This window comes from Amycolatopsis sp. VS8301801F10 (assembly GCF_046195355.1).
GTDB lineage: Bacteria > Actinomycetota > Actinomycetes > Mycobacteriales > Pseudonocardiaceae > Amycolatopsis.
In genome coordinates this window covers 2,516,815-2,539,600 of sequence record NZ_CP176065.1, presented here as the reverse complement: position 1 = coordinate 2,539,600, position 22,786 = coordinate 2,516,815, and the positions used below count along the sequence as shown (strand labels likewise).

Here is a 22,786-nt window from a genome sequence, read left to right as displayed (position 1 = left end):
CATGTTCACCGAAGCGGAACTCAAGTACCTGGCCGACCAGCCCCTCGCCCGGGTGGCCACCCAACAGCCGAATGGAACTCTGCAGGTCAGCCCGGTCGCGTTCGCCTGGAACCCGGAGACTCAGACGATCGACGTGACCGGGTACAACCTGACGAAAAGCCGGAAGTACCGCAACGTCGAGGCCAACGGCAACGTCGCCATCGTGATCGACGACCAGCCCTCGACGAAGCCGATGCGCGTCCGCTGCCTGGAGATCCGGGGCCGGGCGGAAGCCGTGCCGGACGCGTTCGAACCGGACGGCCACCTCGACGGCGCGGTCATCCGCATTCACCCGCACCGCATCATCAGCTTCGGCATCGACGACCCCGACCATGAACCGCTGGAGGTCAAGCCGAACAACCGGAACGTCTGAAGCCGCGCCGGTCCGCAGTCCCGCCCCTGCCCGGGGGAGGGGCGGGGCTGCGCCCGGCTTGCCGGTTCGCCGTATCATCGACGAGCACCCGCCACTGTGTACGCCGCCGTTCCGGCCACGAACACCAGCCCGGCTGTCCACCACGCCGCCGCCGAGTCCGCCGGTGCCATCGGCCAGGCCACGATGTCGTGGACCTGACCGGCGGTGCGCGGTACGAAGACCGCCGTCATCGCCCAGCCGAAGGGCAGCGTCCAGCCAAACTGGCCGCCGAACAGCGTGGCCGCCAGCCCGGTCAGGCCGAGCAGCCCGGCCGCGTTGCGCAGGACCCAGCCGGTATCCATCGGAGGATCGACAAATCCTTGTGCCGCAAGCATTGCCCCGTCGGCCACCGCACCGATCAGCAGCAGATGCGCCAGTCGCCGGGGCGGCCAGCGGAAGGAGGCCGTGCGGTCCAGGTCGATGTCCTGTCCGCTAAGACCCACGCCTGCCACCGCGACCGCGGCACCGAGGCTGATGGTCGCGAGGAACGTCGACCAGTTGTCGCCGATCAGTGGCGGGAAAGCGGCGGCGCAAAGCAACATCGCCGCCAACGACACCGCGAGATGGCGCGAACGCACGTACAGCACTGTCCACCGCATCAGCGCGCACCCTCCGTGAGGATCTTCAACGGGTCACCGGTGCAGGTCAGCTCCGCCTGGCGAGCGGCGGCCATCCGAGCGGTCTGCTCCGCCTCCGGCGCTGCCTTCAGGGCCGCCCACGCTGGGTCTGTTTGGGGCTGCAGCGGAGGCTGCCGACGCGAAGACGGCGGCGTGTACGAGCCAACCAGCCATTGCGCCATCACCCAACGTGCGGCGTCCTCCCGGTCGTTCTGCTCGCCGCCGTAGGACGCGGCGTGGCAGGGGGACGTTCCGGCGCCACTCAGCAGCGCCAGGGTGAGGCTCGAACCGCTCTTGTCCTGCAGCGCGTAGTCGTCCTGATTGATCAGCACCCGGGACGGGTCTCGCGGCCCGGCCCGGTTGGTCCGGAACGGCTCTGTCGACTCCTCGACGCGGGTTGGAGGGTGCGGCAGTTTTTCCAGTCGCCGCAAGGATTCCTTGCCTGGTCCGGCCACAGTGGACAGCCAGTCCTCGTGCAAGCGCGTGACGCACACCGGACCGTCGCAGACGAGCGCGGCGGCCATTTTGTCCTGGACGTCATTGTCCGTCGACCAGGCGGGAAAGAGCGGCAACGCCACCGCCAGCCCGGCCGCTACCGGGAGCAGCGCGAACACCTTGGCGCGCGTCGAACTGGCCAGCAGCAACAGGATTCCCGCGGCGGTGAGGCCGAGCAGCCAGCTCAGCTGGCCGAGTTCGACCGCGGGACTCGGCAGGTCGAACGGACCGTGCGGCTGCACTTGCCCGACGCCCAGCAGCACCATCGCGTTCGGCCCCACTCCGTTCATGCCCGACACCTGCGCGTAGAACCCGCCTGCCAGCGCGAGCACAGCGAGCACCGGAGGGGTGATCGGATACGGCAGCAACCGGCCAAGGCCGAGCCCCAGTGCCACGCCCGCGATTACGGACAGCACGCCGAGCACCAGTTGCATCACCCACGCCGTGGTGAACAGCCCGCCCTTCGCGATGACCTGCCCGACCCCGGCGGCGACGAGCACCAGATAGCCCACCACCGCGGCGAACCCGAGCGCGAGACCGAGCGTGGCGGCTCGCTGCCCGGCGGGTCGCGGGGTGGAGCCGAACAGTTCGCCGACCCCGGCACGGGCGTCCCGCATGCCCTGGATCGCCGCCGCTCCGACGATGATCGGCCACATCAGCACCAGCAGGTAGCGCGGCCACCGCACCGCGGTCAGCCACGTCGCGTTCCAGGCCGCGGAATCGTAGTTCCACGGGCCGCGCGAGAACACCAGCAAGCCAAGGCTCACCGCCAGGATCGCGATCGGCACCCAAGGCGCGATGGTGCGCCGGAGTTCGATCCGGAACACGCTCCTCACCACGACCCCTTCCCCTGCGCGTGGCCGAGCAGCGCCGAATAGCCGCGCTCGATCGGGCTGTCGCCGACGTCCGACTCGCTGCCCGCCGCGGCCAGATCAGCTGGCGTGCCTTGGAAAACCAGCTTCCCGGCGGCGAAGAGGACGACGTCCGAGCACGCCGCGGCGACGTCTTCGACCAGATGCGTGGACACGACGACACACGCGTCCCGGCCGATTTCCTGCAGCAGCTCGCGGAACCGCAGCCGCTGCGCCGGATCGAGCCCGGCGGTGGGTTCGTCGAGCAGCAGGAGCACCGGGTCGTTCACGATCGCCTGCGCGATGCCGACCCGGCGGATCATGCCGCCGGACAGCGTCTTCAGCTTGTCGTCGGCGCGTTCGGCGAGACCGACCCGCTCGATCGCGCGCTGCACCGCGCCCGGCACCTCCCGCTGGGGCATTTCCTTGAGCCACGCCAGATATTCGACGAACTCGCGGACGGTGAACCGCTTGTAGTACCCGAAACTCTGCGGCAGATAGCCGATCCGGCGGCGCAGGGCGCGCTGGTCAAGGTGCCCCCCGACCGGCGCTCCGAGCAGCGTCAGCTTGCCTTCCGTCGGCCGCAGCACGGTGGCCAGGGTGCGGATCAAGGTGGTCTTGCCCGCGCCGTTGGGCCCCAGCAGCCCGTGCACGCCCGTGCCGAGCGCGAGGTCGAGTCCGTCGACCGCCATCTTCTTGCGGCCGACCCGCACTTTCAGTCCCTGAGCCTGGATTTCCCAGGCATAGGCCGCCGGAGCGACCTCGGCGGCTTCCACAGCCCGCATCGGTGTCCCCTCTCGTTTCCGTCAGTGCTGTGCAGCAAGCTGCGTGAAGGTGTTCCGGCGAAGCACTACGAACAAGGTCGCGACCGCGGCCGCCGCCAGCCAGCCCGGCCAGGCGACATCCTCGAGCAGGACCGAGCCCCCGAACGCGACGCTCGGCACCACCAGCGCGCCGAGCCACACGCCGACCAGGATCGACGCCGCCCAGGCGACCCCGATGAACGTGCCGAGCGCGAGGGTCCCGGTGGTGAACGCGAGACTCGGCAGCAGCCCGAATCCCATCCGCGCGCCGACCAGCCAGCCGGCGGCGAGCAGCACCGCCAGCACCGGCACCACGACCGCCGTGGTCCGCCGCAGGATCAGCTCCAGCCCGGCCCGCGGCGTGGCCGCGGTGAGTTCGTACGAGGGATCCAGCCCGCGGGACCACGCCGCCGCCACCCCGAAGACCGGCAGCACCGGGGAAAGCAACTGCACGAACGACAGTTCCTCGCGCAGCGACCGGTCGAGGTAGACCGACAGCGCGCCGACCACGAGGACCATCAACAGCCACGGCACCATCACCGGGGTCGCCCAGCAGTGCAGCCACGCCGCGGCCCGGCGCGGCCTCGGCCGCGGTGCTTCGGCGAGGTTCGGTTCCAGCCCGGCCCACACGATGTCCAGCAGACCGGACACCTCGGCGGTGGACGCACCGGCGAGCCGCGCCCGGCAGTGCGAGCACTTCTCCAGGTGCCCTTCGATCGCCCATGCCTCGTCCCCCGGCAGTTCACGCCCGGCGACATAGCCGGCGAGCATCCGGTCGGATACGTGGTGCACGGCTTGACCTCCTTCCGACGGTCCTGGTTTCACGACAACGCCTCCCGCATCGCGATCCGCGCGCGGCGGGCCCGGGTTTTGACCGTGCCCTCCGGCAACCCCAGCAAAATCGCGGTCTCCCGCACCGACAATCCGTCGAGCACCATCGCTTGCAGAACCTCGCGCAGTTCGGGCGCGAGACTGCGCAAGGCGTCGCCCACCGAATCGCCGACCGTGCCCGCCAGCGCCTCCTCTTCGGCGGCGGGCGCGGACAGCGATTCGTGCACTCCGGGCGGCGGATGCGCGTGGTGTGCCCGCCGCCGGAACGCGTCGATGAGCCGCCGCACCGCGATCGTCCACACCCAGCCCACGGCGGAGCCGCCGGCGACGACGCCCGCGAACGAACCCGCGGCACGCCACACGGCGAGGTAGGTCTCCTGCATCACCTCCGCGACGATCTGGTCGTCGGAACAGCGGTGGCGCAGGCGAATCGCGAGCCACGGCGACGTGCGGCGGTAAAGCTCTTCGAACGCCGCACGGTCGCCGCGGGCGGTGCGCCGGAGGAGGCGTTCCTCGTCCGGCTCCCTGGGTGGCTTGTGCTTCACACCCGGCAAGACGCCACCTCCGCGCTTCTGGTTCTCCAAAACAAGTGATCTAGATCACAGTGGAACCGAAGCGATTCGGCTGCCGGGGCCATCGTGCCCGGGCGACGACGGGGGCACGGGCGGTTGGACGAGGTCTCCGTCGTTCGAGTGAGGACGGGTCAGCACGTCAACGCATGCAGGCGGCAGCGAATTACCAGCACGCGAAGAGCAGGCCGATTAGCAAGCAGCGCACCAAAAACGGCTCAAGCCGAAGGCCAGAACTTCCGCCAGCCCTCAGCCTCCAGCGTCGACGGTTCGACCCCGGCCTTCCGCGCCGCCGCCTCCGCCGCGCGAATGTCGCGGGCGAACTGCTTCGCCACTGCCCGCAGCTCGCCCTCGGGGTCCAACCCGCCCCGGCGAGCGGTGGCCGCCGTGCGGAAAAGCTGGGCCGGGGCCGAGGAATCCTGCGGGAACAGGTCCAGCGGGATCCCGGCGCGGCCGCTGCGCTGCCCCAGCTTCCCGGCCAGGGCGACCGCGGGCTGGCCGAGCGCGACGCCGTCCACAATGGACTTGCGTTGCTTCTCGGCCTGCTTCAGCTCTTCCCACTTCAGTTCCTGGTGCTCGGCCGAGGCGATCCGGGCCGCGTCGGAGAAGACGTTCGGATGGCGGCCGACCAGTTTGTCCACCAGGTCGCGGGCCACGTCGTCGATGGTGAAGGGGGCTCGGCCGTGTTCGGCGGCCACGCGGGCGTGGAACAAGACCTGCAGCAGGACGTCGCCGAGTTCCTCGCGCAGGGCCGCGCGGTCGTTGTCCTCGATGGCTTCCAGCAGTTCGTACGTTTCCTCGACCAGGTACTGGCGCAGGGATTCGTGCGTCTGCCGGGCGTCCCACGGGCAGCCGCCCGGCGAGCGCAGGCGGTCCATGACCTCGACCGCTTCGACAAGCGGCGGCACCGGGGTTTCGATCAGCCGCGCCCCGGCTGCGAGCATCGCGGCCGCGGTCGGTTCGGTGCGGGAAGCGGCGAGCAGCACGATGTCCGCGTAGGACTCGCCTACCGGCGGAACCCCGAACTGCGCGGGGTCGACGTCGGTCGCGGCGTACACCGCGCTAGTGCGAAGCAGGGGCAGGGCGGCCGCGGGCAGCGTCGCGCCCCGGACCAGGACTACGGTGCCGGTCACTGCTGCGCCGGAGCACCGCCGCGCAGAGGCACGGCCACGCCCGTGACCTCGGCCGCACTGGGGGCGAGGTTCATGCCGACCGCGTCCCACACGCCGTAGCGGGGGTTGATTTTGAAGTCCACGTTGCCAACATACGGCTGGAGCATCCGCACGCCGATCGCGCCCAGCTGAGCCGCGGTCGGCTGCTGGACCTGGTCGGTGGCGACCTTCGAATCCGTGGTCCGCTTCCGCACCACGGCGGTGACCCACCAGGTCGGCGCGCTCGCCGGGTTCGGCTGGAACGCGATGGCGGTGTTCGCGGGCACGCCGAACAGCACGGTCGCGGCGTCCTGCGGCGACGACAGCGCGGGGGCCTGCTGGCCGACGTTGCCCTGCGCGCCGCCCTGGATGTCGGCCTGGATCTTGTTCGGGTCGTTCGCGTATTCCTCGGCCTTGGCGATGGCCTGGCTGCGCGCGGCCTTCGGGTCGATCGACGGGGCCTGGCTCTGCGAGGTCGGCGCGCCGATGCTGGTGTAGTCGAAGTTCACCGACAGGGTGGGCAGGTACTTCAGCGCGATCCGCTGCTGCAGATACTGATCGGTGATCGCCTCGCGGTGGTCGCGCAGCCGCCAGACGAGCTGGGTGACGGCCGCGGACTGGTCCTGCGTGACGGACTCGGGCACCGGCGACGCGAGCGGATCTTGTTGCATGGCCTCGCTGACGGTGGCCTCGTCGACCGAGATGCCTTCCTTCTGCGCGGCCTTCACGACGACCTGATGCAGCAGCGTCTGCCGGACGATCTCGCGCCCGACGAGGTCAAGCTGGTGCCGCGAGGCGAGCTGCCGGGCGTACGGCTGCTCCTGCACGGCGCGGTCGAGCAGCGCCTGAACCTGGTCGATGGTGGTGACCTGACCGTCGACAACCGCGGCGGTGCCCACCTGACTGGGACCGGCGCCGCATCCGGCGAGAAGAAAAGCTCCGGCGAGAACGGCGCCCAGCGCACGGCGGCGCCCCATGATCCGCATCACAGGCCCTACCCTCTCACATGGCCTCGAAACGCAACACCATCGAGGCATTCAGCGGGCTATTGTCGACATATGGACTCTTGGTTGTCGATCGAAGTCCTCGACGGGGCCTTCGCGGCGAGCGCGTGGCAACGTGCTCACGGCGACCGCCTGACCGAGGCCGCGCTGACCAACGGCGCCGAACAGTGGGCGTGGCACGTCCACCGCTGGGGCGTGACGCTGGAGATCGAGTTTTCCTCGGAGGAGAAACGGGACCGCTTCCGGAACCTGCCCGCCGTGACCGCCGCTCTCGACGCGGTACCGGACCCGGAATACGGCCTGCTCGTGTATCCGGGCCGCGGCGGCGGGTCGGGAGCCCGGGTGCCGCGACGTCCCCGGCCGTCGCCGATGTCCGGGTGCGGGGCACTGCCCGCGCCGGAGGAGGAGGTGTCGCTGCGGCTGGCTACGGCGGAACCGCCGGGGGTTGAGGTTTGCTCGGCGAACTGAACCCGCGAAAAGCGAGCCGTAGCCAAGCGAAAGCGGCAGAACCCCGCCATCCAGACCGCCGCGAGCACCGTTCCACACGGCACCCGCGGCGGCTCAGACGAGGCCCGCCGCACCGCTCATACCGCCGCCGGGGTTTTCGTCAGTTGTGCCAGCAGCTTCGTGCACCAGTCGAGCAGTTCCTGGTCACGCAGCACCGGCGCGCCCATCCGGCCCCCTGCTGGGCCTTCGGTCGGCTTCGGCACCGACACCGTGTTGGTGATCGCCTTGTACACCGCCTTGGGGTACAAGCGTTTCAGCCGCACCAGCTGCGAGTCCATCAACGGCAGCGGCGCGAACCGGATCGTGTTGCCCTGCGCCGCGACCTCGGTGACGCCCGCGGCGCGGCAGGCGTGCCGGAACGCCGCGACCGCGAGCAGGCGGGTGACCGGGGCGGGCGGCTGGCCGTAGCGGTCGACCAGTTCCTCGCGCACCGCGTCGAGGGCCGCGGTGTCCGGGGCCGACGCGATCTTGCGGTATGCCTCGAGCCGCAGTCGTTCGCCGGGGACGTAGTCGTGCGGGATGTGTGCGTCCACTGGCAGGTCGACGCGGACTTCGGCCAGTTCCTCGTCCTCCGCCGGCTCCGCGCCCGCGTGCCGGCGGAACGCCTCGACCGCTTCGCCGACTAGGCGGACGTACAGGTCGAACCCGACGCCCGCGATGTGCCCGGACTGTTCCGCGCCGAGGATGTTGCCCGCGCCGCGGATTTCGAGGTCCTTCATCGCGACCGCCATGCCCGCGCCGAGTTCGGTGTTCTGCGCGATGGTGGCGAGCCGGTCGTGCGCGGTCTCGGTGAGCGGCGCTTCCGGCGGATACAGGAAGTACGCGTACCCGCGCTCGCGGCCACGCCCGACGCGGCCGCGCAGCTGGTGCAGCTGGGCGAGGCCGAGCATGTCGCCGCGTTCGACGATCAGGGTGTTGGCGTTGGAGATGTCCAGGCCGGTTTCGACGATGGTGGTGCAGACGAGGACGTCGTACTCGTTCTCCCAGAAGCCCTGGATGATCTTTTCGAGCTTGTCCTCGTTCATCTGCCCGTGCGCGGTGACGACGCGCGCCTCCGGCACCAGCTCGCGGATCCGTTTCGCCGCCTTCTCGATCGACGACACCCGGTTGTGCACGTAGAACACCTGGCCGTCGCGCAGCAGCTCGCGCCGGATCGCGGCGCCGACCTGTTTGTCGTCGTACGCGCCGACATAGGTCAGGATCGGGTGCCGGTCTTCCGGCGGGGTGAGGATGGTCGACATCTCGCGGATGCCCGCCAGCGACATCTCCAGCGTGCGCGGGATCGGCGTCGCCGACATGGTGAGCACGTCGACGTGCGTGCGCAGCGCCTTGATGTGTTCCTTGTGCTCCACGCCGAACCGCTGTTCCTCGTCGACGATCACGAGGCCGAGGTCCTTGTAGCGGATGCCGGTCTGCAGCAGCCGGTGCGTGCCGATGACGATGTCGACCTCGCCGTCGGCGAGCTGTTCGATGACCTGGTCCGATTCGGCCTTGTGCGTGAACCGGGAAAGGCCCTTGATGGTGACCGGGAACGACCGCATCCGTTCGGTGAAGGTGCTCAAGTGCTGCTGCGCGAGCAGCGTGGTCGGCACGAGCACGGCCACCTGTTTGCCGTCCTGCACCGCCTTGAACGCCGCGCGCACCGCGATCTCGGTCTTGCCGTAGCCGACGTCGCCGCAGATCACCCGGTCCATCGGGACGCCGCGCTCCATGTCCGCCTTGACCTCGTCGATGGCCGCGAGCTGGTCGTTGGTCTCGGTGAACGGGAACGCGTCCTCCAGCTCGGACTGCCACGGCGTGTCCGGGCCGAACGCGTGCCCGGGCGCGGCTTGCCGGGCGGCGTAGAGCTGCACCAGCTCCGCGGCGATCTCCTTGACCGCCTTTTTGGCGCGCGCCTTGGTGTTCTTCCAGTCCGAGCCGCCGAGCTTGTTGAGCGTCGGCAATTCGCCGCCGACGTAGCGGGACACCTCGTCGAGCTGGTCGGTGGGCACGAACAGCCTGTCCCCGGGCTGGCCGCGCTTGGAGGAGGCGTACTCCAGCAGCAGGTACTCGCGGGTCGCCCCGGCGACCGTGCGCTGCACCATCTCCACGAACCGGCCGATGCCGTGCTGGTCGTGCACCACGTAGTCGCCCGCCTTGAGCGCCAGCGGGTCGACCGCGCCGCGGCGGCGCGACGGCATCTTCGTGTTCAAGTCCTTTGTGGACGATCCAGCGGTGGCGCCGCGGCCGGTCAGGTCGGCCTCGGACAGCACCACGAGCGCGCGCTCCGGCGAGACGAAGCCCTCCGCGAGCCCGCCGCAGGTGACCGTGACGACCCCGGCCGGCGGCACGTCCGCGAGCACCTCGACGTGTTTCGCCGGGACCTCGGCCGCCACCAGCTGCTCGACCGCGCGGCTGGCCGTGCCCTGTCCGGCGACGACGAGCACGCCGGTGCCGCCGGACGCGAGGTGCGCGCGCAGGTCGGTCATCGCGCGTTCCAGCTCGCCCCGGTAGCCGGGCGCGGGCTCGATGCCGACGCGGTACACGTCCGGGTCTTCGCTGGTCAGCTGGGTGAGCGTCCACCACGGACGCTTCGTCTCCTGCGCGTGCGACGCGATCTCGGACAGCTCGCGGTACGCCGACGCGCCGAGGTCGATCGGGGCCTGCCCGCCCGCCGCCGCGGTGGTCCAGGAGGCTTCGAGGAACTCCTGCCCGGTGCGGACGAGGTCGGCCGCGCGGGCGCGGATCTTCTCCGGATCGGCCAGCAGCACGTGGCTGCCCCGCGGCATCGCGTCGGTGAGCAGGGCCAGCTCGCCCTCGCAGAGCACCGGGATGAGCGCCTCCATGCCCTCGACCGGTACGCCGCCGGACAGCTTCGTGAGCATTTCGGCCAGGTGCGCGTCGGCCTCGTACGTGGTGGCCAGCTCGGCCGCGCGCGCCTTGACGTCCGGGGTGAGCAGCAGCTCGCGGCACGGCGGCGCGGTAACCCGCTGGATCTCGCCGGGCAGCGAACGCTGGTCGGACACCGCGAACGCGCGGATCTCGCTGACCTCGTCGCCCCAGAACTCCACCCGGACCGGATGCTGCGCGGTGGGCCCGAACAGGTCGAGGATGCCGCCGCGGACCGCGAACTCGCCGCGTTTCTCGACCATGTCCACGCGCGTGTACGCCAGCTCGACCAGCCGTTCGAGCAGGCCCTCGAAGCTCTGCTCCTCGCCGACGACCAGGTCGATCGGCGCGAGCGAGCCGAGCCCGGGAGCCATCGGCTGGATGAGGCTGCGCACGGTCGCGACCACGACCCGCAACTGCTCGTCGCCGGTGTGCAGGCGGTGCAGCACTTCCAGCCGCCGTCCGACCGTGTCCGCGCGCGGCGACAGACGCTCGTGCGGCAGCGTCTCCCAGGACGGGAAATCCGCCACGCGCTCGGGGCCGAGCAGCGCGCCGAGCGAAGCGGTCAGCTCGTCGGCCTCGCGCCCGGTGGCGGTGACGGCCAGCACCGGACGGCCCGCGCCGCCGCGCTCGGGGTCTTCGGCCAGCGCGGCGGCCACGAGCTGCCGTACGGCGACAGCGCCTTGCAGTTCGAGCAGCGGGGCACCGGCGCGCTCGACAACACCGCGCAGCGCCGGGTCGGGAAGGATGGCTTGGAGGAGTCCGGACAGTACAGCGTCGGTCACCATCCCAGCCTACGTCGCGGCACCGACAAGTTTTCGCTCCCCGGCGATCACCTCCGCCAACAGGGGCAGTTGCCGCTCGACCGCGCCGGGTTCCAGGGAGCCGACGCGCAGCAGCACGTGTTCGGCTCCGGCCTCGGCGTAGCGGCGCACGGCCGCCGCGACCTCCGGGATCGATCCGGTGACGGTCGCCTGGATGGTGCTGATCTGCGCCAACGGCCGCTGGTAAGTCGCCTGCGCGTAGTCCTCCAGGACACGATGGCCGCGACGCGGGTCGGCATCGACGTAGACGGTCAAGAACAGCGAGGGGGTCACCGGGCGGTCGGCGGCGGCGCGGATCGTCGCGAGACCGGACGCGTAATCCGCCGGATCGGGTGGATACGGAAGCCAGCCGTCGTAACGGAGAGCGGTGCGGCGAAGCGCGGCCGGCGTCGCGCCGCCCAGCCAGATCGGCGGACCGCCGGGGCGCGCGGGCCGGACCGCCGGCGGCAGCCAGTCGTAGTGCAGGACCTTGCCGTGGAACGAGCGCGGCTGCCCGGTCCACAGCTCGCGCCAGAGCGCGACCACGTCGTCCAGATGCGAGAACCGCGTCCGGAAATCGACGCCGGCCAGCTCGAACTCCCGCTCGCTGAAGCCGGGGAAGCCCGCGCCGACGCCGACCGCCAGCCGTCCTTCGGAGATCAGGTCGACCGACGCGAGCGTCATCGCGGTCTGCACTGGATTGCGGTGCGCGGGCAGCAGCACGGCGGTTCCGACGGTGACCCGTTCGGTTGCCTGCGCGACCGCGGTGAGCAGGGTGAGCGGTTCGATCCGGGGGCGGGAAAGCGAGTCGCCGGCCCAGATCGAATCGAAGCCGAGCCGTTCGGCTTCGCGGGCCAATGCGACGAGGGCACGCGGGGTGCCGCCAGCTTCGAGCTGTGCCTGTCCGGCGGGAAGAAGAAGTCCGAATTCCACGCCGTCGACAATCCAGCGCGGCCCGGCGTCCCGGCAATTCCCTCCAGGGAATGGCCCGGCGTCCGGGCCCTCGGCCAGAATCGCTCAGGTGCCCGCTTCGTTCGCCGACGCCTTGCGCGACGCCCGCTCCCGCCGCCGGCTCAGCCAGCTCGACCTCGCGCTGAAAGCCGGGACGACGCAACGCCACGTCAGCTTCATGGAACGCGGCCGTTCGCTGCCCGGACGCGGCATGGTGGTGCGCGTCGCGGAGGCGCTCGGGCTGCCGCTGCGCGAGCGCAACGCCTTGCTGCTGACCGCCGGATACGCGCCGGTCTACCCGGAAACCCGGCTGGACGACCCCGCGCTGACGCCGGTGCTGGACTCGCTGCGCGCCCTGCTCGCCGGACACGAGCCGTACCCGGCGCTGGTCGTGAACCGCTACGGAGACCTGGTCGCGGCGAACGACAGTTTCGGCCTGCTCACCGAGGGCGTCGCCGAGGACCTGCTCGAACCGCCGGTCAACGTGCTGCGGCTGGCGTTGCACCCGCGCGGGCTGGCGCCGCGGATCCGGAATTTCGCCGACTGGGCGCAGCACGTGCTCGAACGCCCTCGCCAAGGTCTGGCGCAGGGTCCAGATCCCCGGCACCAGGCGTTGCTGGACGAACTCACCGGCTACCTGCCGTCGCCCGGCGAACCGTCCGGCGACCACCTCGGGTTCGCCGTGCCGCTGCAGTTGTCCAGCTCTGCGGGCGAATTGCGGCTGCTCACCGCGATCACGCACTTCGCCACCGCGGTCGACGTGACGGTCGCCGAGCTGAGCCTCGAAACCTTCCTGCCGGCCGACGCTTCGACTGCGGAGCTGCTCAAGGCGCGACCCACCCGGTGAGCTGACCCATCGTCAGCTCCACCCCTGCCCAGAGCACCGCCGCGCACAGGCTTCCGACGAAGAAGCGTCGGTACGACAGTCCGGCAGAACCGGCGACGCGGGGCACGAGAGTGCGTACGCCCGCGAGGCACCGCCCTAGGACGACTGCTGGCACGCCGTAACGCGCGATGGTCGCTTCGGCCTTGTCCCACTTCGCTTCGCCGATCCGCTGCCCTACGCGCGACCGTCGCAGCTTCGGACCCCACAGCCGGCCCTCCCAGTACGCGAGCTGGTCCCCCGCCAAAGCCGCCGCGACGCAGATTGCGAGAGCTGGCCACAGCTGTAAAGTCCCGCGCTGCACAAGGAAACCCATGAGCAGCAAGGTCGACAGCGTCGGCAGCACGATGCCAGGCAACAGCGCGGTCTCGGCCATGATCACCAACGCGCAGATCAAGTAGACGAGCGGCGCGGGAGCGTCAAGAAGCGGCTGAAGCAGGCTGTCCATAGCGGTCCAGTCCCGACCGCACGGGCAAAGCGGCGCGGTACACGTACGCCGGCGGCAGGTTCCGCCAAACGACACTGGTGCGTTCGACAACCGCGAAGCGGCTGCGCAGCAACCGTGCGAAGTGGCGCGCTGGCGGTGTCCAGGCGGTGTGCGCGTACGCGAAGGTGGTGAAGCGGCCTTGTGGAGACAGCACCTCGCAGACAGAGTTCAATACCGCCGCCTGTGGTGCAGCGTGCATAGCTGTCCACGGCAGACCGGAGACGACCACGTCGACCGGCATGGTCACGTACGCAGCGACGTGTTCTGCGGAGCCTTCCGCAATGTGCAGCGACGGAAAGCGTTCGCGTAGCTCTTGTACGAGATGCGGGTTGATTTCGACTGCGGTGAAGTGCGCGTCGCGCTGAAGCATGCGAAGCAGTACTTCGGTGAAGACACCCGTTCCCGGCCCTAGCTCCACGACGCTGTGCGCGCTCTCGACGCCCAGCCCGGCAGTCATCACTCCGGCCAGCCGTGCCGAGCTGGCCGCGATCGCGCCGGTACGCATCGGGTGCCGGAAGAACTCCCTGGTAATCGACATGTTTTCGACGGTAGGAAGCGGCCTGGTCATCGCGGATCGGCTCGGGCGGCGGGAAAAGTCGTCCGCTCGGAGGACCACAGCCATCCTCCGGAACGACGCGCGCGACGACGGCCGCGCGTTACGTTCGTTCGGTGCGTGGACTGGTGATGTGGGTACGCAAGCAGCATTGGTTGCTGGACTTGCCGCTGTACGCCGTCTTCGTCGCCTTCGGCCCCAACATCGCGGACCAGGACACGTGGCTGATCCGCATGCTCTCCATGCTGTTCCTGCTGCCGCTGTTGCTGCGTCGCCGCTACCCTCGCACAGTTGCGCTCCTGATCCTCATCGGCGTAGCTGTCGTCTACACCAACGAGATATGGGCCTACGACCGCGGCCGCAGCGACCTCGCGATGGCCGTCGTTCTGTACACGCTCGTAAAAGCCGGCGACAGATGGTTCATCGGCTTCGCGGTAGCTATCGCCGGGCTGGAAACGTTCTGGGGATTCACCTGGGGCACTCACACCCTGAACCCGACGCTCACCATCTTCGGCGCAGCGCCGCTGTTCCTGGCCGCATGGGCGCTCGGCGCGTTCTTCCGCACGAAGGAGCAACTCGCCGAAGAAGAGCGGTTAAGAGCGGAACTGGCAGCCTCCGAGGAACAAGCCCGCAGCCGCGCTTCAGTCGCCGAAGAGCGCACGCGGATCGCGCGCGAGCTTCACGACGTACTCGCACACAGCATGAGCGTGATCGTCCTGAACGCCGAAGGAGCGAAGCTCGCGCGCCATCACGACCCGGACGCTGTCGACCGTACGCTCGACACCATCAGCAAAACGGGCCGTTCCGCGCTCGCTGAACTACGGCGGCTGTTAGAAGTGATGCATGCTGGCGAACCCGCGCGCGCTCCGCAGCCGACGCTCGACCAGTTGCGCACGCTCGTCGCGCAATCCGGCCGCGACATCACCCTCGAAGTCAACGGCGACATCGCCGACCTTCCCGCCGGAGTCGCGCTTCAGGCGTACCGCATCGTCCAGGAGGCCTTGACCAACATGCTCAAACACGCGCCGGCCGACGCGAGCGGCCGGGTCCGGGTCACCTTCGCCGGTCCGGAAATCCACGTCGAAGTCACCAACTCCGGCGGACGGCAACCGGTCGCGGCGGGGCTTCCCGGGTCGGGACGCGGGCTCACCGGCATGGCCCAGCGCGTCGCGATGTACCACGGCAAGCTCGAAACCGGCACGCTGCCGGACGGCGGCTACCGCGTGTCGGCCACGCTGCGGACGGACGCCGCATGACGTCCGTGCTGATCTGCGACGACCAGGAACTGGTGCGCGTCGGGCTGCGGATGATCGTGGACAGCCAGCCCGACCTGGAGGTGGTCGCCGAGGCGGGCGACGGCGCGGAAGCCGTCGAACTCGCCCGCGCGCACCGGCCGGAGCTCGTGCTGATGGACGTCCGGATGCCGGTGCTCGACGGCGTCGCGGCCACCGCGCAGATCTGCGCCGAACTGCCGGACACCTCGGTTCTGGTGATCACGACGTTCGACCTCGACGAGTACGCCTACTCCGCGCTTCGCGCCGGGGCGAGCGGATTCCTGGTCAAGGACGCGCCGTCGGACGAGATGCTGGTGGCGATCCGCGGCGTGCTGCGCGGTGACGCGATGGTGTCGCCGTCGGTCACGAAACGCCTGCTCGACCGGTACCTCAGCGCCCATCGGACGCCGCTGGACGAGCAGAAACTGGAGACGCTGACCGAACGTGAGAAGGACGTGCTCGGCCTGATCGCGCGCGGATTGTCGAACACCGAGATCGCCGGGACGCTGTTCATCGGCGAGACGACGGTGAAGACGCACGTCGGGCGGTTGCTGAACAAGCTCGGGCTGCGGGACCGGGTTCACGCGGTCGTGTTCGCGTATGAGTCCGGATTGGTACGTCCCGGCGGCTGAACCGGGGCATGCTGGACCCATGCGTCTCGTCACGTTGGTCGCCGCCGTCCTGCTGCTCGCCGCCTGCTCGGCCGCGCCCGCGAAGTCCGAGCCCGGCCGGTTCACCGTGCACGAGGTCGCGGACGGCCTCGAGCACGGCTGGGACGTCGGCTTCCTTCCCGACGGTTCCCTGCTCGTGCCGCAGCGCCCCGGCAAGCTCGCGCTGGTCCGCGACGGCCGGACGACCGACGTGCGCGCCGATTTCTCCGACGTCCTGGTGCAGGGCGAAGGCGGCTTGATGGGCCTGGTCCTGGCGGCGGATTTCGCGACCTCGCGCGAGTTCACCACCTGCCAGACTCACCAGCAAAACGGCCGCGCGGTCGACGTCCGGCTCGTCACCTGGCGGCTCGCCGACGACGGCGCGAGCGCGGCGAAGGTGCGCGACCTGCTGACCGGCCTGCCGGTGAACCCGAGCGGACGGCATTCCGGCTGCCGCCCGACGCTCGCTCCCGACGGCGCGCTGCTCGTCGGCACCGGCGACACCGCCCGGTCCACCGTGGCCCAGGACCGGCACAGCCTCGGCGGCAAGGTGCTGCGGATCCACGCGAAGACCGGGGAACCGTTGCCGGACAACCCCTTCTCCGCGTCCGCCGACCCGAACGAGCGGCGGATCTACACCTACGGCCACCGCAACGTGCAGGGCGTCGCGATCCGGCCGGGCACCGGCCAGGTGGTCACCTCCGAACACGGACCGGCGTTCGACGACGAGGTGAATCTCCTGCGGCCGGGCGGGAACTACGGCTGGGATCCGTCGAAGGGCGGCGTCGATTCCAGCTACGACGAGAGCGTGCCGATGACCGACACCACCCGGTTCCCGGACGCGGTTCGTCCACTGTGGACCAGCGGGCAGGTCACCGAGGCGACCAGCGGCGACGCCTTCCTCACCGGCAAGCAATGGGGCGCGGACGAAGGCGCGCTGGTCGTGGTCGCGCTGAAGGGGCAGAAACTCCTGCTGCTGCACCTGGACGCGGCCGCGAAGGTCACCAGAGTCACGCTGCCCGCGGAATTCAACGACAAATTCGGCCGGTTGCGCGCGGCCCGGAGCGGACCGGACGGCTCGCTGTACGTGACGACTTCCAACGGCAGCAACGACAAAGTGCTGCGCGTGACCCCCGGCTGACCTCAGCCGACGTACGCGCCGCCGTTCACGTGCACGACCTGCCCAGTGACGTGCCCGGCCTCCGGGGACGCCAGAAACCGCACCACTTCGGCGACGTCGTCCGGTTTGCCCGCCCGTTTCGTCATCGTGTTCTCGATCAGCCATTCCCGGCGCTCGGCGGAAAGTTTCCCGCGGAAGAATTCGGTGTCCACGATCAGCCCCGGCGCGACGATGTTCGCGGTGATCCCGCGCGGCCCGAATTGCCGCGCGGTTTCGGTATTCCACACTTCCACCGCCGCCTTCGCCCAGCCGTACGATTCGGCTCCGGTGTGCCCGGCGATCGAACCGATGGTGACGATGCGGCCGTTGTCGGCCAGCCGGTCCTGCAGCGCCGTGGTCACGAACGCGGCGCTGAACAGGTTCGCCCGGAGGTTGGCCGTCCAAGCCGCGTCGAGCGCTTTGAGGCCTCCGTCGTCGGTACGCAGGAAATCCGTGTTGCCGCCAGCGTTGTTGACCAGCACGTCGACCCGTTCCGGCAGCTGGTCGAGCGCCGCCTCGACGTCCTCGGGATCACTCGCGTCGAAGCTCACCGCACGCGCGCCGAGCAGCGTCGCCGCCTCGGTGAGCACCTCCTCGCGCCGCCCGGTGATCGTGACCTGATCGCCCGCCCGGGCAAACGCCGCGGCGATCGCGTACCCGATTCCGGTACCGCCGCCGGTTACTACGACTTCCCGTTTCATCGCATGTCCTTTACTGCTAAAGTACCTCTCGTGAGCGACGGTACCGGCGGCGGCGAAAACCCGTCAAGCGACGAGGTGGACGAGATTCAGCGGGCGTGGCTGCGCGAGCGGCCGGGCACGCCGGTGTCGTCCATCGGCGTGATCACGCGGATCTGGCACATCGCGAAACTGCTCGAAGACGACCGGCGCGCGACCATGCTCGAACTCGGGATGGACGCCTCGACCCGCACCCTGCTCAGCACGCTGCGCCGGGCCGGGCCGCCGTACCGGCTCAGCGCGGGTGAACTCGCGAAACGCTGCCGGGTCAGCCCCGGCGCGATCTCCCAGCAAACCGCCCGCGCCGAACGCGACGGACACGTCCGCCGGGTCAAGTCCACTTCGGACCGTCGCGGGGTGTACGTCGAGCTGACCGAGGCCGGGCACGAGCTGATCGAGCGGACCGTCGGCGATCTGCTGGAACACGAGGAAACCCTGGTGTCGGCGTTGTCCCCGGAACAGCGCGAGCAGCTGGCCGATCTCCTGCGCATCCTGCTCGCGGACCTGGACCGGCGGGCGCGGCGGTAGGGTGGCGGACATGTCCACCATCGACAAAGTCGCCTGGCTGCACCTGGTCGACGGCAAGCTGCTCGCCGCGCGCTCGGCGGGCAAGGACACCTGGTACCTGCCCGGCGGGAAACGCGAGGAAGGCGAATCGGACGTCGAGACGCTGGTCCGGGAGATCGCCGAGGAACTGAGCGTGACGCTGGACCCGGCTTCCGCGCGGCCGGCCGGGACCTGGGAAGCGCAGGCGCACGGCAAAGCGGACGGCGTCGTGGTGCGGATGACCTGCTACACCGCCGAATACACCGGCGAATTGAAGCCGAGCAGCGAGATCGAATCGTTCGGCTGGCTCGCCCACGCCGACCGCGACCAGGTGTCGGCGACGGTCCAGCTGATCCTCGACGACCTGCACGCACAAGGAAAACTGGCCTGATGCTGCGGCTCGGAATCACGGTGCTCGGGGTCGCCGACGTCGAACGCGCGATGCGGTTCTGGTCCGAGGCGCTCGGGCTTGTCGAAGACCCGGAATGGGCGAGCGCGACGTGGCGGACGCTGGCCCACCCCGACGGCACGCACGCCCTCGGGTTGCTGCGCAGCGAATCGCCCGCCGAACCGCGGCCGCGGCTGCACCTGGACCTCTACACCGACACCGCGGACGAGCAACGGGCCGAGGTGGAACGGCTGATCGGGCTAGGCGCGAAACGGGTCGACTGGCCGCACTACCCGCCGGAACCGGACTTCGTGGTCCTCGCCGACCCGGACGACAACCTGTTCTGCGTCGTGGACCTGAGCAACGCGCCCTCCGGCGGCTGAAGACTCAGCCGAGCAGCCGCGGCTTGTTCTCCAGATGGGACAACCCGTTCCAGGCGAGATTCACCAAATGCGCGGCGACCTCGTCGCGCTTCGGCTTGCGCGCGTCCAGCCACCACTGCCCGGTCAGCGCGACCATGCCGACCAGCGCCTGCGCGTAAAGCGCGGACAGCTTCTCCTCGTACCCGCGCGCGGCGAACTGCTGCGCGAGGATGTGCTCGACCTGGCTCGCGATGTCGTTGAGGACAGTCGAGAACGTGCCGGTGGAACTGGCGACCGGGGAATCGCGGACGAGAATGCGGAAACCGTCGTGGGAATCCTCGACATAGCTCAGCAACGCGATGGCCGCCTGCTCCAGCATCACCCGCGGGTGTCCACCGTGGAGCGTCGAGACCATCCGGTCCAGCAGCAGCTGCGTCTCCCGGTCGACCACGACGGCGTAAATGCCTTCCTTGCCGCCGAAGTGCTCGTAAACCACCGGTTTGGACACGTTCGCCCGCGCGGCGATCTCCTCGACCGAGGTGCCGTCGAACCCCTTCTCGGCGAACAGGGCGCGCGCCACGTTGAGCAATTGCTGCCTGCGCTCGGTGCCGGTCATGCGCACCCGGGCGACCGGTGCGGCCGGCCGCGCGCCGGTGACCGCTGCTTCTCGCTTCGCCCGTCGTCTCCCCGCCATTCGCAGCAGGGTAGCGGGCCTCGCCCCGGCCGGCTCCAGGGAGCCGCCGGTCGAAACGAACGAACCCCGCCGCGGCGACGGGGTTCATTCGGCGGAACGGGCCGGGAAACCAAGCCCGGCAAGGGAAAACTACTTGGCCTGAGCGGCGATCCGGGCCAGCCGCTGCGGCGTCGGCCACCGCACGTCGTGCACCCAGCCGAACTTCTCGAAGATCCAGATCAGCCGCGCCGACATGTCGATCTGGCCGCGCTTCACGCCGTGCCGGGCCGAGGTCGGGTCGGCGTGGTGCAGGTTGTGCCAGGACTCGCCGAAGGAGAAGATCGCCAGCGGCCAGAAGTTCGCCGAACGGTCGCGGGCGGCGAACGGGCGCTCGCCGATCATGTGGCAGATCGAGTTGACCGACCAGGTCACGTGGTGCAGCACGCAGATCCGGACCAGGCCGGCCCAGAAGAACGCGGTCACCGCGCCCCACAGCGACCACGAGAGCAGGCCGCCCAGCAGCGCCGGGCCGAACAGGCTCACCAGCGACCACAGCCAGAACAGGTCGTCGACCTTGCGGATCGCCTTGTCCTTCACCAGATCCGGCGCGAACCGGCCCTGGTTGCTCTTGTCGCGCTCGAACAGCCAGCCCATGTGCGCGTGCCAGAACCCCTTGGCGATGGCCAGCGGAGAGGTGCCGTACGCCCACGGCGAGTGCGGGTCGCCGTCGCGGTCGGAGAACGCGTGGTGGCGCCGGTGGTCGGCCACCCAGGTGATCACCGGGCCCTGCAGCGCGATGCTGCCCGCGATCGCCATCGCCACGCGCAGCCACGGCTTGGCCTTGAACGAACCGTGGGTGAAGTGGCGGTGGTAGGCGACGGTGATGCCCAGCCCGCTGATCCCGTAGAACACGACGAACAGCGCGACGTCCAGCCAGGTCAGCCCCCAGCCCCAGGCGAACGGAACCGCGACCAGCAGCGCCACGATCGGCAGCAGCACCCCGAAGTACACCGACAGCTGGACCCCGATCGACCGCTGTCCTTCGATGATCGGCTTGGGCCCCTTCGGCGGGTCGCCCGCTGACTGAGAACGATCGAGGGTGGCCGTCATGCGCTCACTTCTTTCCTCTTACAACCCCTTGCCAAGGGTGCCCTTACCTACGGTGTCGTAAGTTACGGTACAGGAGGTTTCCGGCGCTGTGGAGGCCCGAAAAGTCCGATTGCCCAGTGCGCGGGACGGCTCTGTGACGCACGGCTCCCCCTCCTGGCGCCCCCGTCCTCGATCATCGCTATCCTGACCAGGACCGATCCGCCGTAGTGTAATCGGCAGCACTTCAGATTTTGGTTCTGACAGTTCAGGTTCGAATCCTGGCGGCGGAGCTGCACATCCGGCGAGGGCGATGGGAGTGGGGGCGGCTGAGCGAGCAACCGAGCGACCCCGGGGGCGCCCGTCGCCCGACCCTGGTCGAGATGTCGGACGCGTGGCTGGTCGGGCGCGCGCGGGAGCTCATCGCGGCCGTTCAGCGCCAGGAACACGAAAACCAGCTCGAGATCGTCAAGATCATGGACGAGCTGCTCGAAGAAACCCTCCGCCGGGGTGAACCCACCCTCGTCGCCCAGCTGCTGCGCGCCTCCGCCTTCGCCCGGCTCGTCACCCGCGGCCTCGCCGCCGAGGCCGAACCCCGGCTCGACGAGATGCTCGCGCACACCCGCCGGCACGGGCTGTCGCTGCTGCGCGCGGACGCGCACGCGCTGCGCGGACGCCGGCTCGTGCTCGCCGCGCAGGAGGACGCCGCGCTCACCGAGATCGCCCGCGCGCTCGCGATCCTCGACGATTCCACCATCCCGGACCGCCAGGTCGGCGTGCGCAACTGGAACCGCATGCAGTCGATGGCGCTCATCGACTGCTGGATCGTGCTCAACCAGCTCGGCGTCTACGAGGCCGCCGAAGAGGTGATCGGCCGCGCGCACCAGGCGATCCGGGAAAGCGCGAGCCCGCACGAGATCACCCTGCAGCTGATGAACCGGGTCAAGATGCTGCTCGGCTGGGGTCTTCGGCTCGAGCGGATCGAGCAGTACGACGAATCGGCGGAGAAGTTCCGCACCGCCGCGTCGATGGCGGTCGCCGCCGAGGGGCCGTTCGCCGAATCGCTGTTCCCGCGCAAGATCGGGGTGTCCGCGGTCGACCAAGTCGGCGTGCTAGCCGCCGCGCTCGCGCTGCACGATCCGTCCGCCGAGCACGTCGAACGGCTGCAGAGCATGCATCTCGGCCACCATTTCCCGCACGAGCAGGAACTGGTCGCGATCGCGCTGGCCCGGTGTCTCGACGCGGCCGGCCGCCGCTCCGACGCGCTGCGGGTGCTGCGCGAATCCCGCGACCTGCTGGCCGAGGACGTCTCGCAGCCGTCGATGCGGCTCACTCTCTCCCGCGAACTCGCCCGGCTCGACCCGGAAGCCGCGAGCCAGTCGCTGATCGACTACGCGACCGCGCTGGAAACCGAAATGTGGGCGCTGCGCGAATCGCAGATCGCCACGCTGAACGCGCGTCGCGAGCATGAACGGCTTTCCGCCGAGCACGGCGCGATCACCCAGCAGGCACTGCAGGATCCGCTCACCGGCCTGCCGAACCGCCGCGCGCTCGACGAACGGCTGCGCGCGCTGGCGTCGTCGGCGGACGCGCAGCCGCTCGCGGTCGCGCTGGTCGACCTCGACGGGTTCAAGGGTGTCAACGACAAGCAGTCGCACGCCGAGGGCGACAACGTTTTGCGTGTTGTGGCAAGTACTCTGCGCGACGCTTTGCGCGGCGACGACGTGGTGGCCCGCTACGGCGGCGACGAGTTCATCGTGCTGCTGCCCGGCGCGCCGGCGTCGGCGGCGAAAATGGCGCTCGGCCGCGCGGCCAAATCCGTCGCGACGCTGCCGCACCACCTTTCGCACGGGGTGACGCTGTCCATCGGGCTCGTGTCGCTGCGTCCGCAGGAGCGGGCCGAGCAGGTGCTCGCGCGCGCGGATGCGGCGATGTACGAAGCGAAACGCGGCGGCGGCAACCAGGTCGCGTCGGCCAATTCGATGGCAGGCGACGGCACCGGCGGCTGGCCTGGGGAAACCGCTCCGACCGACCCCGCGTGGAGCGCTGAGGACCCCACGTAGGATCGTTGGTGCTCGTCAACGCAC

General features: G+C 69.9%; 24 protein-coding genes and 1 tRNA gene. 11 read left to right on the top strand and 14 right to left on the bottom strand.

Going from position 1 to position 22,786, the window contains the following annotated elements; translation table 11 throughout:
* The first annotated feature begins 1 nt into the window (after position 1).
* On the top strand, positions 2-412 hold the full coding sequence (locus F9C11_RS12375) for a PPOX class F420-dependent oxidoreductase (protein ID WP_409185002.1): 411 nt from the start codon (positions 2-4) through the stop codon (positions 410-412).
* A gap of 74 nt (positions 413-486) precedes the next feature.
* Here F9C11_RS12375 and F9C11_RS12370 read toward each other — a convergent pair whose 3' ends face one another.
* The 7 genes from F9C11_RS12370 to F9C11_RS12340 form a co-directional block, all read right to left on the bottom strand.
* Positions 487-1,050, bottom strand: coding sequence for a hypothetical protein (locus F9C11_RS12370; protein ID WP_409185001.1), 564 nt, complete (start codon positions 1,048-1,050; stop codon positions 487-489).
* Complete coding sequence (locus F9C11_RS12365; RefSeq protein WP_409185000.1) at positions 1,050-2,399, bottom strand: hypothetical protein; 1,350 nt, start codon at positions 2,397-2,399, stop codon at positions 1,050-1,052. The genes F9C11_RS12370 and F9C11_RS12365 overlap by 1 nt, the downstream gene beginning before the upstream one ends.
* Positions 2,396-3,199 (bottom strand): ABC transporter ATP-binding protein, encoded by an 804-nt coding sequence (locus F9C11_RS12360; RefSeq protein ID WP_409184999.1) that lies wholly within the window; start codon positions 3,197-3,199, stop codon positions 2,396-2,398. The genes F9C11_RS12365 and F9C11_RS12360 overlap by 4 nt, the downstream gene beginning before the upstream one ends.
* A gap of 21 nt (positions 3,200-3,220) precedes the next feature.
* Entirely contained in the window at positions 3,221-4,009 is a 789-nt protein-coding gene (locus F9C11_RS12355) for a zf-HC2 domain-containing protein (RefSeq protein ID WP_409184998.1), read from the bottom strand.
* 29 nt (positions 4,010-4,038) lie between these two features.
* Positions 4,039-4,593, bottom strand: coding sequence for an RNA polymerase sigma factor (locus F9C11_RS12350; protein WP_409184997.1), 555 nt, complete (start codon positions 4,591-4,593; stop codon positions 4,039-4,041).
* Positions 4,594-4,835: 242 nt separating this feature from the next.
* Positions 4,836-5,750 (bottom strand): MazG family protein, encoded by a 915-nt coding sequence (locus tag F9C11_RS12345; RefSeq protein ID WP_409184996.1) that lies wholly within the window; start codon positions 5,748-5,750, stop codon positions 4,836-4,838.
* Entirely contained in the window at positions 5,747-6,745 is a 999-nt protein-coding gene (locus tag F9C11_RS12340; RefSeq protein WP_409184995.1) for a hypothetical protein, read from the bottom strand. The genes F9C11_RS12345 and F9C11_RS12340 overlap by 4 nt, the downstream gene beginning before the upstream one ends.
* Positions 6,746-6,826: 81 nt before the next feature.
* Between F9C11_RS12340 and F9C11_RS12335 the strand changes: the two genes are divergently transcribed.
* Positions 6,827-7,240 carry a hypothetical protein gene (locus F9C11_RS12335; protein ID WP_409184994.1) on the top strand — a complete coding sequence of 138 codons (414 nt, stop codon included), beginning with the start codon at positions 6,827-6,829 and terminating at the stop codon, positions 7,238-7,240.
* A 116-nt stretch (positions 7,241-7,356) separates the two neighbouring features.
* Here the strand turns inward: F9C11_RS12335 and mfd are convergent, their stop codons facing one another.
* Together mfd and F9C11_RS12325 are read right to left on the bottom strand one after the other, a co-directional pair.
* Positions 7,357-10,935 (bottom strand): transcription-repair coupling factor, encoded by a 3,579-nt coding sequence (gene mfd / locus F9C11_RS12330; protein ID WP_409184993.1) that lies wholly within the window; start codon positions 10,933-10,935, stop codon positions 7,357-7,359.
* Positions 10,936-10,941: 6 nt separating this feature from the next.
* Entirely contained in the window at positions 10,942-11,883 is a 942-nt protein-coding gene (locus F9C11_RS12325; protein WP_409184992.1) for an LLM class flavin-dependent oxidoreductase, read from the bottom strand.
* Between the two features lie 88 nt (positions 11,884-11,971).
* Between F9C11_RS12325 and F9C11_RS12320 the strand changes: the two genes are divergently transcribed.
* On the top strand, positions 11,972-12,748 hold the full coding sequence (locus F9C11_RS12320; protein ID WP_409184991.1) for a helix-turn-helix domain-containing protein: 777 nt from the start codon (positions 11,972-11,974) through the stop codon (positions 12,746-12,748).
* Here F9C11_RS12320 and F9C11_RS12315 read toward each other — a convergent pair.
* Entirely contained in the window at positions 12,726-13,232 is a 507-nt protein-coding gene (locus F9C11_RS12315) for a DedA family protein (RefSeq protein WP_409184990.1), read from the bottom strand. The two genes, F9C11_RS12320 and F9C11_RS12315, sit on opposite strands and share 23 nt — an antisense overlap.
* The gene (locus tag F9C11_RS12310) at positions 13,204-13,839 is read right to left on the bottom strand and encodes a class I SAM-dependent methyltransferase (RefSeq protein ID WP_409184989.1); all 636 of its coding nucleotides are present in this window, start codon (positions 13,837-13,839) and stop codon (positions 13,204-13,206) included. Before F9C11_RS12310 ends, F9C11_RS12315 begins: the two co-directional genes overlap by 29 nt.
* A gap of 116 nt (positions 13,840-13,955) precedes the next feature.
* Here F9C11_RS12310 and F9C11_RS12305 point away from each other — a divergent pair, with 116 nt between their 5' ends.
* Genes F9C11_RS12305 through F9C11_RS12295 form a run of 3 tightly spaced genes read left to right on the top strand, consistent with a single transcriptional unit; the run spans position 13,956 to position 16,889 of the window.
* Positions 13,956-15,080, top strand: a complete 1,125-nt coding sequence (locus tag F9C11_RS12305) for a sensor histidine kinase (protein ID WP_409186886.1) — start codon at positions 13,956-13,958, stop codon at positions 15,078-15,080.
* The gene (locus F9C11_RS12300; protein ID WP_409184988.1) at positions 15,077-15,730 is read left to right on the top strand and encodes a response regulator; all 654 of its coding nucleotides are present in this window, start codon (positions 15,077-15,079) and stop codon (positions 15,728-15,730) included. The genes F9C11_RS12305 and F9C11_RS12300 overlap by 4 nt, the downstream gene beginning before the upstream one ends.
* Before the next feature lie 19 nt (positions 15,731-15,749).
* Entirely contained in the window at positions 15,750-16,889 is a 1,140-nt protein-coding gene (locus F9C11_RS12295) for a PQQ-dependent sugar dehydrogenase (protein ID WP_409184987.1), read from the top strand.
* Positions 16,890-16,891: 2 nt separating this feature from the next.
* Here F9C11_RS12295 and F9C11_RS12290 read toward each other — a convergent pair whose 3' ends face one another.
* Positions 16,892-17,608 (bottom strand): SDR family NAD(P)-dependent oxidoreductase, encoded by a 717-nt coding sequence (locus F9C11_RS12290; RefSeq protein WP_409184986.1) that lies wholly within the window; start codon positions 17,606-17,608, stop codon positions 16,892-16,894.
* Between the two features lie 30 nt (positions 17,609-17,638).
* On the opposite strand from F9C11_RS12290, the gene F9C11_RS12285 reads away from it, so the two are divergent.
* The 3 genes from F9C11_RS12285 to F9C11_RS12275 are packed head-to-tail and all read left to right on the top strand — an operon-like array spanning position 17,639 to position 18,961.
* Positions 17,639-18,172 (top strand): MarR family winged helix-turn-helix transcriptional regulator, encoded by a 534-nt coding sequence (locus tag F9C11_RS12285; protein WP_409184985.1) that lies wholly within the window; start codon positions 17,639-17,641, stop codon positions 18,170-18,172.
* A 10-nt stretch (positions 18,173-18,182) separates the two neighbouring features.
* On the top strand, positions 18,183-18,581 hold the full coding sequence (locus tag F9C11_RS12280) for an NUDIX hydrolase (protein ID WP_409184984.1): 399 nt from the start codon (positions 18,183-18,185) through the stop codon (positions 18,579-18,581).
* Positions 18,581-18,961, top strand: a complete 381-nt coding sequence (locus F9C11_RS12275) for a VOC family protein (protein WP_409184983.1) — start codon at positions 18,581-18,583, stop codon at positions 18,959-18,961. Before F9C11_RS12280 ends, F9C11_RS12275 begins: the two co-directional genes overlap by 1 nt.
* Positions 18,962-18,965: 4 nt before the next feature.
* Here F9C11_RS12275 and F9C11_RS12270 read toward each other — a convergent pair whose 3' ends face one another.
* Together F9C11_RS12270 and F9C11_RS12265 are read right to left on the bottom strand one after the other, a co-directional pair.
* A complete protein-coding gene (locus F9C11_RS12270) occupies positions 18,966-19,556 on the bottom strand; it encodes a TetR family transcriptional regulator (RefSeq protein WP_409186885.1) in 591 nt (196 codons plus the stop codon).
* Positions 19,557-19,763: 207 nt separating this feature from the next.
* Positions 19,764-20,723 carry an acyl-CoA desaturase gene (locus tag F9C11_RS12265; RefSeq protein ID WP_409184982.1) on the bottom strand — a complete coding sequence of 320 codons (960 nt, stop codon included), beginning with the start codon at positions 20,721-20,723 and terminating at the stop codon, positions 19,764-19,766.
* Between the two features lie 197 nt (positions 20,724-20,920).
* Between F9C11_RS12265 and F9C11_RS12260 the strand changes: the two genes are divergently transcribed.
* Positions 20,921-20,992, top strand: a tRNA-Gln gene (locus F9C11_RS12260).
* Between the two features lie 90 nt (positions 20,993-21,082).
* Positions 21,083-22,762 carry a diguanylate cyclase domain-containing protein gene (locus tag F9C11_RS12255; RefSeq protein WP_409184981.1) on the top strand — a complete coding sequence of 560 codons (1,680 nt, stop codon included), beginning with the start codon at positions 21,083-21,085 and terminating at the stop codon, positions 22,760-22,762.
* Positions 22,763-22,786: the final 24 nt, after the last annotated feature.

Bases quoted from the DNA above. Each gene is read 5' to 3' on its own strand.
- F9C11_RS12375 (WP_409185002.1), top strand. From the start codon at position 2: ATGTTCACCGAAGCGGAACTCAAGTACCTGGCCGACCAGCCCCTCGCC.
- F9C11_RS12370 (WP_409185001.1), bottom strand. From the start codon at position 1,050: ATGCGGTGGACAGTGCTGTACGTGCGTTCGCGCCATCTCGCGGTGTCG.
- F9C11_RS12360 (WP_409184999.1), bottom strand. From the start codon at position 3,199: ATGCGGGCTGTGGAAGCCGCCGAGGTCGCTCCGGCGGCCTATGCCTGG.
- F9C11_RS12340 (WP_409184995.1), bottom strand. From the start codon at position 6,745: ATGGGGCGCCGCCGTGCGCTGGGCGCCGTTCTCGCCGGAGCTTTTCTT.
- F9C11_RS12335 (WP_409184994.1), top strand. From the start codon at position 6,827: ATGGACTCTTGGTTGTCGATCGAAGTCCTCGACGGGGCCTTCGCGGCG.
- mfd (WP_409184993.1), bottom strand. From the start codon at position 10,935: ATGGTGACCGACGCTGTACTGTCCGGACTCCTCCAAGCCATCCTTCCC.
- F9C11_RS12315 (WP_409184990.1), bottom strand. From the start codon at position 13,232: ATGGACAGCCTGCTTCAGCCGCTTCTTGACGCTCCCGCGCCGCTCGTC.
- F9C11_RS12310 (WP_409184989.1), bottom strand. From the start codon at position 13,839: ATGACCAGGCCGCTTCCTACCGTCGAAAACATGTCGATTACCAGGGAG.
- F9C11_RS12305 (WP_409186886.1), top strand. From the start codon at position 13,956: ATGTGGGTACGCAAGCAGCATTGGTTGCTGGACTTGCCGCTGTACGCC.
- F9C11_RS12300 (WP_409184988.1), top strand. From the start codon at position 15,077: ATGACGTCCGTGCTGATCTGCGACGACCAGGAACTGGTGCGCGTCGGG.
- F9C11_RS12295 (WP_409184987.1), top strand. From the start codon at position 15,750: ATGCGTCTCGTCACGTTGGTCGCCGCCGTCCTGCTGCTCGCCGCCTGC.
- F9C11_RS12290 (WP_409184986.1), bottom strand. From the start codon at position 17,608: ATGAAACGGGAAGTCGTAGTAACCGGCGGCGGTACCGGAATCGGGTAC.
- F9C11_RS12280 (WP_409184984.1), top strand. From the start codon at position 18,183: ATGTCCACCATCGACAAAGTCGCCTGGCTGCACCTGGTCGACGGCAAG.
- F9C11_RS12275 (WP_409184983.1), top strand. From the start codon at position 18,581: ATGCTGCGGCTCGGAATCACGGTGCTCGGGGTCGCCGACGTCGAACGC.
- F9C11_RS12270 (WP_409186885.1), bottom strand. From the start codon at position 19,556: ATGACCGGCACCGAGCGCAGGCAGCAATTGCTCAACGTGGCGCGCGCC.
- F9C11_RS12265 (WP_409184982.1), bottom strand. From the start codon at position 20,723: ATGACGGCCACCCTCGATCGTTCTCAGTCAGCGGGCGACCCGCCGAAG.
- F9C11_RS12255 (WP_409184981.1), top strand. From the start codon at position 21,083: ATGTCGGACGCGTGGCTGGTCGGGCGCGCGCGGGAGCTCATCGCGGCC.